This is a genomic window from Pseudomonas sp. MDT1-85 (assembly GCF_054898065.1).
Map to the genome: position 1 here is coordinate 1,518,359 of NZ_CM142715.1, position 11,457 is coordinate 1,529,815.

Consider the following 11,457-nt stretch of genomic DNA (forward strand, 5'->3'; position numbering starts at 1 on the left):
CGTCAATGTTGTTTGACAGGACGCTTTCGCGAGCAAGCCCGCTCCCACAGGGGGGAATTTGTTAATTCAGATGCTGATGCGTGACAGTTTGATATCGGGTTCCTGGCTGACGCTCAGCTGTTCGACGATTGCATCCTGCAAACGGCTGCACAGCAATGGGTCGGACAGCGGCTGATTGTTCGCGTCGGTGATGAAGAACACGTCTTCCACGCGCTCGCCCAGGGTGGCGATCTTGGCGTTCTGCAGCGACAGGTCGAACTCGAGGAAAATCGTGCCGATCCGCGCCAGCAACCCAGGGCGGTCGGGGGCACTGAGCTCCAACACGGTCACCGGACGTTGAGCGTCGTTGTGAATCGTCACCTGTGGCGCAAACGCGAAATGCTTGAGCTGGCGCGGCACCCGACGCTGGATGATGGTCGGGTAATCGTCCGGATTGCGCAGGGCTTCGGTCAGGCCTTCGCGAATCTGCTTGACCCGCGTCGGGTTATCGCCGATCGAGTCGCCATCGGTGTCGAGCACGATATAGGTGTCGAGGGTGAACTGGCTGCTGGAGGTGATGACCCGAGCGTCGTGAATGTTCAGATTGAGCTGGTCCATCGCCGCCACGGTCACGGCGAAGAAATCGTGCTGGTCCGGTGCATAAATGAAGATTTGCGTACCGCCCTCGAACTCGCGCTGGGTGGTTTCCTTGATCAGCACCAGCGGGCCACCGTCGGCCGGCTGCTGCAGGATCGCGTCAGTGTGCCAGGCCACATCGCCGGCGGTGTGACGCAGGAAATAGTCATCGCCCAATTGCGCCCAGAGCTGCTCGACATCGTCCGGATCGTTGCCGCCGCGTACCAGAATGTCGAGCGCCGCGCTCTGGGTCTGGCGGATCTGCTCTTCGCGATCCACCGGGTTTTCCAGGCCACGACGCAAGGCGCGCTTGGTCTCGGTGTAGAGCTGACGCAACAGGCTCGCGCGCCAGGAGTTCCACAGCGTCGGGTTGGTTGCGTTGATGTCCGCCACGGTCAGCACGTACAGATAATCGAGGCGGGTTTCATCGCCGACGGTCTGCGCGAAATCGTGGATCACGTGCGGGTCGGACAGGTCCTTGCGCTGGGCCGTGGTCGACATCACCAGATGGTTCTGCACCAACCACACGATCAGGCGGCTGTCCCAGATCGGTAATTGGTGGCGCTGGCAAAAAGCTTCGGCATCCACGGCGCCGATTTCCGAGTGATCGCCATGCCGGCCCTTGCCAATGTCGTGATACAGACCGGCCAGGTAAATCAGTTCGGGTTTGGGCAGTTTGGCCATGAGCTTGCTGGCCAGCGGGAATTTTTCCGACACCTGGGTGTACTGCAACTTACGCAGGTGCTTGATCAGGTTCAGGGTATGCGCGTCGACCGTATAAATGTGAAACAGGTCATGCTGCATTTGCCCGACAATGAAACCGAACTCCGGCAGATAGCGCCCAAGGATGCCGTAACGGTTCATCCGCCGCAGATTGCGGTGGATGCCGATCTTGCACTTGAACAGCTCGATGAACAGGCTGGTATTACGAATATCGTTGCGGAAGTCGTCATCGATCAGATGACGGTTCTCGCGCAGCAGACGGATGGTGTCGGCGCGTACGCCTTTGATCTCCGGTTGCTGGGCCATCAGCACAAAGATCTCGAGCATGGCGAATGGCGTACGACGGAACACGTTGTCGTTACGCGCCTCGATGTAGCCATCGTGCAGCTGGAACCGCGAGTTGATCGGCTGTGGTGGTGCTTCGTCTTCGGGGGCCAGGATCACTTCTTCGAAGTGCTGAATGATCAAGTCGCTGAGCTGGGCAATGCTCATGACCACCCGGTAGTACTGCTGCATGAAGTTTTCGATGGCTTGCTTGGCGTCGTTGCCTTCGAATCCCAACAGCCCCGCAATCGAGCGCTGGTGATCGAACAGCAAACGGTCTTCGGAACGGCCGGCGAGCATGTGCAGGGCGTAACGTACCTTCCACAGAAATTCCTGGGAGGAGGCCAGCAGGGCGTTTTCGCTCTCCACCAGGAAACCTTCGCCCGCGAGGGCCCGCAGGTTCAGGGTGCCGTACTGACGACGGGCGACCCAGAGAATTGTCTGAATATCCCGCAGTCCGCCGGGCGAGCCTTTGACGTTGGGTTCCAGGTTGTACTCGGTGTCGTTGTACTTGTGATGACGGGCTTTCTGCTCGGCGCGCTTGGCCAGGAAGAACTCCTTGCTGGGCCACATGTGCTCGGTGCTGGTTACCTCCAGCATGCGCTGACGCAAGCGTTCAGGGCCGCAGATGGTGCGGCTTTCCATCAAGTTGGTAACTACCGTGAGGTCAGCGCGGGCTTCCTCGACACATTCATCTACCGACCGAACGCTCTGGCCGACTTCCAGGCCGATGTCCCACAGCAATGTCAGAAAACGTTCGATGGAATCCCGAAAAATTTCATGATCGGCGCTGTCCAGCAAAATCAGCAGATCGATGTCGGAATAGGGGTGTAACTCACCGCGACCGTAGCCGCCGACCGCCACGAGGGCAATATCGGCGTCTTCGCTCCAGTTAAACTGTTCCCAGGCCTGTTGCAGGATATTGTCGATAAACCAGGCGCGATCCTCGATCAGCCGGCGAATGTCCCGGCCACTGCGAAACCGCTCGTCGAGCACTTCGCGGGCCTGACGGATCGCCTTCTTGAAAGCAGCAATAGGGCTTGCCTTCAGGGCCAGTTCAGCCTGGAACTGGCCGCGGTCGAAGAGTTCGGGATCCACCTGCGGCATCGATTGGCTTTCCTTTCTATAAGGCTGGGAACGGAGCGGGCGGGATCAGGCCGAAACGCGCGCGATGGTATCGTCGCTGCGCAGGGTGAAGATCTCGTAACCGGTTTCGGTCACCAGCAGCGTGTGTTCCCACTGTGCCGACAGCTTGCGGTCCTTGGTGATCGCGGTCCAGCCGTCGCCCAACACCTTGGTGTCGGCCTTGCCCTGGTTGATCATCGGCTCGATGGTGAAGGTCATGCCGGCTTTCAGTTCCATGCCGGTGCCGGCGCGGCCGTAGTGCAGGATCTGCGGCTCTTCGTGGAACACCTTGCCGATGCCGTGACCGCAGAACTCGCGAACCACCGAGAAACCGTTCTTTTCGGCGTGCTTCTGGATCACTTCCCCGATATCGCCCAGGCGGCAGCCGGGTTTGACCAGTTCGATGGCCTTGTACATGCATTCCTGAGTCACCTGGGACAAGCGCTCGGCCCAGACCGGCACGCTGCCGACGTGAAACATGCGGCTGGTGTCGCCGTGGTAACCGTCCTTGATCACGGTGACGTCGATATTCACGGTGTCGCCATCTTTCAGCGGCTTCTCGTTCGGGATGCCGTGGCAGACCACGTGGTTGATCGAGGTGCAGATCGACTTCGGAAAACCCTTGTAGTTGAGCGGGGCAGGGATGGCTTTCTGCTCATTGACGATATAGTCGTGGCAGATGCGGTCCAGTTCTTCGGTGGTGACACCCGGCTTGACATAATCGGCAATCATTTCCAGCACATCGGCGGCCAATTTGCCGGCGATCCGCATTTTTGCGATGTCCTCTGGGGTTTTGAGGGTGACGGTCATACAGGCTCTCTCTGCGCTCAATGGCGCCTTCTAAAACGAAATGGGCATTGCGCGAATAATTGTCGCGGCCCTGAAAAACACGATTCTATCAGACGATCAGCGCAAATCTGAGCCTCTGTGCATCGCTTCTCTCTATAGGATGGCGCATTCTGGGGGGATTCCAAGGTAGGGGCTAAAAGCATTCCCCAGGTTTTCAGAATCCGGGTTCCGTTTTTTTCTGCCTTGTGATATAAAATGCGCCGCTTTCCGGGGATACCCTGGAAAGCTTAAATCCACACACGTGTCGACACGATGACCTGGGTGCCTTCAGCTGATGCTGCTGGTTGGTCATTGGGATACGTGGAGGCCAAACCCGACTTATTAAGGAACTATCATGTCCCAAGTCAACATGCGCGATATGCTGAAGGCCGGTGTGCACTTCGGTCACCAGACCCGTTACTGGAACCCGAAAATGGGTAAGTACATTTTCGGCGCGCGTAACAAGATTCACATTATCAACCTTGAAAAAACCCTGCCAATGTTCAACGAAGCTCTGACTTTCGTAGAGCGTCTGGCCCAGGGCAAAAACAAGATCCTGTTCGTCGGCACCAAGCGTTCCGCTGGCAAGATCGTTGCTGAAGAAGCAGCACGTTGCGGTTCGCCGTACGTCGATCACCGCTGGTTGGGCGGCATGCTGACCAACTTCAAAACCATCCGTGCTTCCATCAAGCGTCTGCGTGACCTTGAAGTACAAGCCGAAGACGGTACTTTCGCCAAGCTGACCAAGAAAGAAGCGCTGATGCGCACTCGCGATCTTGAGAAGCTCGATCGTTCCCTGGGTGGTATCAAGGACATGGGCGGTCTGCCAGACGCTCTGTTCGTTATCGACGTTGATCACGAGCGCATTGCGATCACCGAAGCCAACAAGCTGGGCATCCCGGTTATCGGCGTAGTCGATACCAACAGCAGCCCGGAAGGCGTTGACTACATCATCCCAGGCAACGATGACGCAATCCGCGCTATCCAGTTGTACATGGGTTCGATGGCTGACGCTGTAATCCGCGGTCGCAACCACGTTGCTGGCGGCACCGAGCAGTTCGTTGAAGAAGCTCCGGCAGCTGCAGCTGAGTAACTGACGCCCTGGCGTTGACTCAGTAAGCAAAAAGGGGGCTTGGCCCCCTTTTTGCCACCTCGAAAACCATTTGTGAGCAGCGCAGCTACAGCATCTGTAACGTGCAGCGGCTAACAAGGGTGGTTCGGGAAGAATTGAACGCCCGTTCGATCGGGTGGAATGGTTGAAAACCTATCCAAGAGGAATTTGAAAATGGCAGAGATTACTGCAGCGTTGGTCAAAGAACTGCGCGAGCGTACTGGCGAAGGCATGATGGATTGCAAAAAGGCCTTGACCAAGGCCGGCGGCGACATCGAAAAAGCCATTGATGACATGCGTGCTTCGGGCGCCATCAAGGCTGCCAAGAAAGCAGGCAACGTGGCTGCTGAAGGCGCGATCGCTCTTAAAGAAGACGGTAAATCCGCCGTTCTGCTGGAAGTGAACTCGCAGACCGACTTCCTGGCCCTGCAAGACGACTTCAAGGCATTTGTTGCTTCCAGCGTAGAAAAAGCGTTCGCTGACAAGTTGACTGATGTCGCTCCGCTGATCGAAGCTCAAGAAGCTGATCGCCTGGTTCTGGTCGGCAAGGTTGGCGAAAACGTCAACATCCGTCGCCTGGCTCGCGTTGAAGGTGATGTTGTTGGTGGTTACCTGCACGGCAACAAGATCGGTGTCGCGGTTGTTCTCAAGGGCGGCAACGTTGAGCTGGCCAAGGACATCGCTATGCACGTAGCGGCCACCAACCCTGAATTCCTGCTGCCATCGGAAGTTTCCGCTGAAGCGGTCGAGCGCGAGAAAGGCGTGTTCCTGACCCTCAACGCTGACAAGATCGCTGGCAAGCCAGAAAACATCGTTGAAAACATGGTCAAAGGCCGTATCAGCAAGTTCCTGGCTGAAGCGAGCCTGGTTGAGCAGGCGTTCGTCAAGAACCCTGAAATCAAGGTTGGCGAACTGGCCAAGAAAGCCGGTGCAGAAATCGTTTCTTTCACCTACTTCAAAGTAGGCGAAGGCATCGAGAAGCCGGTCGACAACTTCGCTGAAGAAGTTGCTGCCCAGCTGGCTGCCGCCAAGCAATAAGACGGTTTTTTAACTGTCGCCCTGAAGAGGCTGCCCGCTCACGCGCGCAGCCTCTTTTCAGATGGGGTTGCCAATTTTAATTGGTTTCCTTTTGGAACTGGCTTACAAAGCCATGTTCCGATGGCGCTGAAGCAGTGCCAAGCTAGAGTGAACGCCAGCTGTAAACAGCTCGCAAAGAATTTTTAAAATACGCCGCAGGAGAGATTCGCAATGGCTCAGCAGGGCAGTGGTTATCAGGCTCGCTATAAACGCATTCTACTCAAGCTTAGCGGCGAGGCCCTGATGGGCTCGGAAGAGTTCGGGATCGACCCCAAAGTTCTGGATCGCATGGCGCTGGAAGTTGGCCAACTGGTCGGCATCGGTGTTCAGGTCGGTCTGGTGATCGGTGGCGGCAACCTGTTCCGCGGCGCAGCGCTCAGCGCGGCGGGCATGGATCGGGTTACTGGCGACCACATGGGCATGCTGGCCACTGTGATGAACGCCCTGGCGATGCGTGATGCGCTGGAACGTGCCAATATCTCGGCCATCGTGATGTCGGCCATTTCCATGGTTGGCGTGACCGATCACTACGATCGCCGCAAAGCCATGCGCCACCTGAACGCCAAGGAAGTCGTGATTTTTGCGGCCGGTACTGGTAATCCGTTCTTCACCACGGATTCGGCAGCCTGCTTGCGTGCAATCGAAATCGACGCTGACGTCGTGCTCAAGGCAACCAAGGTCGATGGCGTTTACACGGCTGATCCATTCAAAGACCCGCATGCCGAGAAGTTCGATCATCTGACTTATGATGAAGTACTGGATCGCAAGCTGGGCGTGATGGATCTGACGGCCATTTGCCTGTGCCGCGACCACAAGATGCCGTTGCGCGTATTTAACATGAACAAGCCCGGCGCCCTGCTGAACATCGTACATGGCGGCGCTGAAGGGACCCTGATCGAGGAAGGCCAACAATGATCAACGAAATCAAGAAAGACGCTCAAGAGCGCATGAAAAAATCCGTCGAGTCGCTGGCGCACAACTTTGGCCGTATTCGTACCGGCCAGGCGCACCCAAGCATTCTGGAAGGCGTGATGGTTCCGTACTACGGCTCCGACACTCCGATCAAGCAGGTAGCGAACATCACCGTCAAAGACGCCCGTACCCTGCAAGTGGTTGCCTTCGAGCGCAACATGCTCGGTGCCGTCGACAAAGCCATCGGTAGTGCGGGTCTGAACCTCAACCCGACCAACCTCGGTGAGTTGCTGCTGATCTCCATGCCGGCCCTGACCGAAGAAACCCGCAAGGGCTTCACCAAGCAGGCTCGCGATGTCGCTGAAGATGCCCGTGTTGCGGTGCGCAACATCCGTCGTGACGCGAACAGCCAACTCAAGGATCTGGTCAAGGAAAAGGAAATCAGCGAAGACGAAGAGCGTCGCGCTACCGGCGAAATTGATGATCTGACCAAAAAGTACGTGGCTGAAATCGACGCGAATTTGGCGCAGAAAGAAAAAGACCTGATGGCCGTATAAGGGTCACGTTTTAATGGATAAGACAAAGCAGACTGCGCCGTCCGCGGTGCCGCGCCATGTCGCGATCATCATGGATGGTAATAATCGCTGGGCGAAAAAACGCTTTATGCCGGGTGTCGCCGGGCATAAAGCGGGTGTGGATGCGGTGCGTGCGGTGATCGAGGTGTGTGCCGAGGCCAAGGTCGAAGTACTGACCTTGTTCGCCTTCTCCAGCGAGAACTGGCAGCGCCCGGCCGATGAAGTCAGTGCCTTGATGGATTTGTTCTTCAAGGCGTTGCGTCGCGAGGCCAAGCGCCTCAACGATAACAACATCAGTTTGCGCATCATTGGTGATCGCTCGCGTTTTCACCCGGAGCTTCAGGCCGCCATGCGCGAAGCTGAGGCGATGACCGCCGGTGCCAACCGCTTTGTCCTGCAGATCGCCGCCAACTACGGCGGTCAGTGGGATATCGCGCAAGCCGCGCAGCGTCTGGCCCGCGAAGTTCAGGCCGGGCATCTGCGTCCCGAGGACATTACCCCTGAGTTGTTGCAAACCTGTCTGGCGACGGGTGATCTGCCGTTGCCGGACTTGTGCATCCGTACCGGTGGCGAGCATCGCATCAGCAATTTCCTGCTGTGGCAGCTGGCTTACGCCGAGCTGTATTTCTCCGACCTGTTCTGGCCGGACTTCAAACACGACGCCATGCGCAACGCGCTGGCCGATTTCGCTTCTCGCCAGCGTCGCTTCGGTAAAACGAGTGAGCAGGTCGAGGCTGGAGCCCGGGTTTAATGCTTAAACAACGAATCATCACGGCACTGATTCTGCTGCCGATTGCCCTGGGCGGGTTTTTCCTGCTCGAAGGGTCCGGTTTTGCGCTGTTCATCGGGCTGGTGGTGACGCTTGGGGCGTGGGAGTGGGCGCGGTTGGCAGGTTTCGCTGCTCAGTCGATTCGCCTTGCCTATGCAGCTGTGGTCGCGTTGATGCTGTTTTTCATGCACATCCTGCCGGGGCTCGCGCCGTGGGTGTTAGGCGCTGCAGTGCTCTGGTGGGGCGTGGCCACGTACCTGGTATTGACCTATCCACAGTCCAGTCAACATTGGGCCAGTGCTGCCTGCAAACTGGTGATCGGTTTGTTGATTCTGTTGCCGGCCTGGCAGGGGTTGGTCCTGATCAAGCAGGAGCCTTTGGGTAACTGGCTGATCATGGCGGTGATGGTGCTGGTCTGGGGGGCCGATATCGGTGCGTACTTCTCCGGTCGGGCCTTCGGCAAACGCAAGTTGGCGCCTCAAGTCAGCCCTGGCAAGAGCTGGGAAGGCGTGTACGGCGGCTTGCTGGTGAGTCTGGTGATTACCGCAATCGTCGGTTTTGTGCGGGACTGGAGTTTCGCTCAGCTGCTGATCGGGCTGTTCGGTGCCGCAGTCGTCGTGTTCATTTCAGTGGTGGGCGACCTCACAGAAAGCATGTTCAAGCGCCAGTCGGGGATCAAGGACAGCAGTAATCTGCTGCCCGGTCACGGCGGGGTGCTGGACCGCATCGACAGCCTGACGGCGGCGATTCCGGTATTCGCTGTGCTGCTGTGGATGGCAGCATGAGCCGCCCACAACAGATTACCGTGCTGGGGGCGACCGGTTCGATTGGGCTGAGTACCCTCGACGTCATTGCCCGTCATCCCGAGCGTTATCAGGTTTTCGCCTTGAGCGGTTTCACTCGGTTGAGTGAGTTGCTGGCGCTGTGTGTGCGTCATGTGCCGCGCTTCGCCGTCGTGCCGGAATCTGGCGCAGCCCGAATCTTGCAGGACGATTTGCGCGCGGCCGGTCTGTCGACCCGCGTTCTGGTGGGGGAGGAGGGCTTGTGTCAGGTCGCCTCCGATCCGGAAGTCGATGCGGTGATGGCGGCCATTGTCGGTGCGGCGGGCTTGCGTCCTACCCTGGCGGCGGTGGAGGCCGGCAAGAAGATTCTTCTGGCCAATAAAGAAGCGCTGGTGATGTCCGGTGCGCTGTTCATGCAGGCCGTGCGCAAAAGTGGTTCAGTGCTGCTGCCGATCGACAGCGAACACAACGCGATTTTCCAGTGCATGCCACAGGATTTCGCTCGAGGGCTTGGCGCGGTCGGTGTGCGTCGGATTTTACTGACAGCCTCTGGCGGCCCGTTCCGGCAGACGCCTATGGCCGAACTGGCGCATGTTTCCCCCGAGCAAGCGTGTGCACACCCCAATTGGTCCATGGGGCGCAAGATTTCGGTGGATTCGGCCAGCATGATGAACAAAGGGCTCGAGTTGATCGAGGCCTGCTGGCTGTTCGACGCCACGCCGTCCCAGGTCGAAGTGGTGATTCACCCGCAGAGCGTGATTCATTCGCTGGTCGACTACATCGATGGTTCGGTATTGGCGCAGTTGGGCAATCCGGATATGCGCACGCCGATCGCCAATGCCCTGGCCTGGCCGGAGCGAATCGACTCGGGGGTTGCGCCGCTGGACCTGTTTGCCATCGCTCGCCTGGATTTCCAGGCACCCGATGAAGAGCGTTTCCCGTGCCTGCGCCTTGCGCGTCAAGCCGCCGAGGCTGGCAACAGCGCGCCGGCCATGCTCAATGCCGCGAATGAGGTGGCAGTGGCGGCCTTTCTCGACGGACGGGTTCGCTACCTGGAAATCGCGAGTATTATCGAGGAAGTGTTGAGCCTCGAGCCTGTGGTTGCGGTAGATGATCTCGAGGTAGTGTTTACGGCTGATGCGAAAGCACGGGTACTGGCCGGGCAATGGTTGAGCCGTCACGGGCGATAAGTGCTGCAATACGTTGCCCCATGCAGCACTGATAGTTGCGGAGAAAATACATGAGCGCGCTCTATATGATTGTCGGCACCCTGGTAGCGCTGGGTGTGCTGGTTACCTTCCACGAATTCGGCCATTTCTGGGTCGCGCGTCGCTGTGGGGTCAAAGTGCTGCGTTTCTCCGTGGGCTTCGGCATGCCGCTGCTGCGCTGGCACGACAGCAAAGGCACTGAGTTCGTGATCGCCGCCATCCCGTTGGGTGGCTACGTGAAGATGCTCGACGAGCGCGAAGGCGAGGTCCCGGCCGATCAGGTCGATCAATCCTTCAATCGCAAATCTGTCCGTCAGCGTATCGCCATTGTCGCGGCCGGCCCGATCGCCAACTTTCTATTGGCAATGGTGTTTTTCTGGGCATTGGCAATGCTGGGCAGCGAGCAGGTGCGGCCGGTTATCGGTGCGGTCGAGTCCGGCAGTATTGCCTCCAAGGCAGGTTTGAGCCCGGGCCAGGAAATCATGGCTATCGATGGCGAGCCAACTTCTGGCTGGGCCGCGGTGAACCTGCAACTGATCCGTCGTCTGGGCGAGAGCGGTGCCATTCAATTGCTGGTCCGCGAGCAGGGCTCCACGGTGGACTCCCCGCGCGAGCTGGTACTGGACAAGTGGCTCAAGGGTGCTGAGGAGCCGGATCCGATTCGCTCGCTGGGTATTCGTCCCTGGCGTCCGGCGTTGCCTCCAGTCCTGGCCGAATTTGATCCGAAAGGGCCGGCGAAGGCTGCGGGCCTGAAGCCAGGTGACCGCTTGTTGGCCCTTGATGGCAAGGCGGTGGACGACTGGCAGCAGGTAGTGGACATCGTCCGTATGCATCCGGATACCAAAATCATGCTGCGCGTCGAGCGCGAGGGCGCTCAAATCGACGTCCCTGTGATGCTGGCCGCTCGCGGTGAGAGCAAGGCACCCAGTGGTTATCTGGGGGCCGGGGTGAAAGCGGTCGATTGGCCACCAGAGATGATTCGTGAAGTCAGTTACGGTCCGGTGGCTGCGATTGGCGAGGGTGCCCGACGCACTTGGACCATGAGCGTACTGACCCTCGATTCGCTCAAGAAAATGTTGTTCGGTGAGCTCTCGGTAAAAAACTTGAGTGGACCGATAACCATTGCTAAAGTGGCGGGCGCTTCTGCCCAGTCGGGCGTCGCTGATTTCCTGAATTTCCTTGCTTATCTGAGTATTAGCTTGGGGGTTCTGAATTTGTTGCCCATTCCTGTACTGGATGGGGGGCATTTGTTGTTTTATCTGATCGAGTGGGCGCGTGGTCGTCCCTTGTCGGATCGGGTGCAAGGTTGGGGGATACAGATCGGTATCAGTTTGGTGGTCGGGGTGATGTTACTTGCTCTGGTCAATGATCTGGGTCGACTGTAACGCTTCGCTGAATTGCGAATCTG

At 58.1% G+C, this 11,457-nt stretch carries 10 protein-coding genes; 8 read left to right on the forward strand and 2 right to left on the reverse strand.

The genetic code is table 11. The features are described 5' to 3' along the window. Positions 1-66: 66 nt before the first annotated feature. Positions 67-2,769, reverse strand: coding sequence for a [protein-PII] uridylyltransferase (locus ACYZT2_RS06730; protein ID WP_461971166.1), 2,703 nt, complete (start codon positions 2,767-2,769; stop codon positions 67-69). A 45-nt stretch (positions 2,770-2,814) separates the two neighbouring features. After that, positions 2,815-3,597, reverse strand: a complete 783-nt coding sequence (gene map, locus ACYZT2_RS06735; protein WP_461971168.1) for a type I methionyl aminopeptidase — start codon at positions 3,595-3,597, stop codon at positions 2,815-2,817. 373 nt (positions 3,598-3,970) lie between these two features. Between map and rpsB the strand changes: the two genes are divergently transcribed. The 8 genes from rpsB (at position 3,971) to rseP (ending at position 11,434) form a co-directional block, all read left to right on the forward strand. After that, complete coding sequence (rpsB, locus tag ACYZT2_RS06740; protein ID WP_007907989.1) at positions 3,971-4,708, forward strand: 30S ribosomal protein S2; 738 nt, start codon at positions 3,971-3,973, stop codon at positions 4,706-4,708. 192 nt (positions 4,709-4,900) lie between these two features. Further along, positions 4,901-5,764: a translation elongation factor Ts gene (gene tsf / locus ACYZT2_RS06745; RefSeq protein ID WP_063342635.1), complete on the forward strand. Its 864-nt coding sequence runs from the start codon at positions 4,901-4,903 to the stop codon at positions 5,762-5,764. A gap of 210 nt (positions 5,765-5,974) precedes the next feature. Next, the gene (pyrH, locus tag ACYZT2_RS06750) at positions 5,975-6,718 is read left to right on the forward strand and encodes a UMP kinase (RefSeq protein ID WP_003172271.1); all 744 of its coding nucleotides are present in this window, start codon (positions 5,975-5,977) and stop codon (positions 6,716-6,718) included. Beyond that, entirely contained in the window at positions 6,715-7,272 is a 558-nt protein-coding gene (gene frr / locus ACYZT2_RS06755) for a ribosome recycling factor (RefSeq protein WP_007907979.1), read from the forward strand. The genes pyrH and frr overlap by 4 nt, the downstream gene beginning before the upstream one ends. 13 nt (positions 7,273-7,285) lie before the next feature. Further along, the gene (gene uppS / locus ACYZT2_RS06760) at positions 7,286-8,041 is read left to right on the forward strand and encodes a polyprenyl diphosphate synthase (RefSeq protein ID WP_461971170.1); all 756 of its coding nucleotides are present in this window, start codon (positions 7,286-7,288) and stop codon (positions 8,039-8,041) included. After that, positions 8,041-8,844: a phosphatidate cytidylyltransferase gene (locus tag ACYZT2_RS06765; RefSeq protein ID WP_461971172.1), complete on the forward strand. Its 804-nt coding sequence runs from the start codon at positions 8,041-8,043 to the stop codon at positions 8,842-8,844. Before uppS ends, ACYZT2_RS06765 begins: the two co-directional genes overlap by 1 nt. Next, positions 8,841-10,031, forward strand: a complete 1,191-nt coding sequence (ispC, locus tag ACYZT2_RS06770; RefSeq protein ID WP_461971174.1) for a 1-deoxy-D-xylulose-5-phosphate reductoisomerase — start codon at positions 8,841-8,843, stop codon at positions 10,029-10,031. Before ACYZT2_RS06765 ends, ispC begins: the two co-directional genes overlap by 4 nt. 50 nt (positions 10,032-10,081) lie before the next feature. Next, positions 10,082-11,434: an RIP metalloprotease RseP gene (rseP, locus tag ACYZT2_RS06775; protein WP_461971176.1), complete on the forward strand. Its 1,353-nt coding sequence runs from the start codon at positions 10,082-10,084 to the stop codon at positions 11,432-11,434. Positions 11,435-11,457 lie beyond the last annotated feature (23 nt).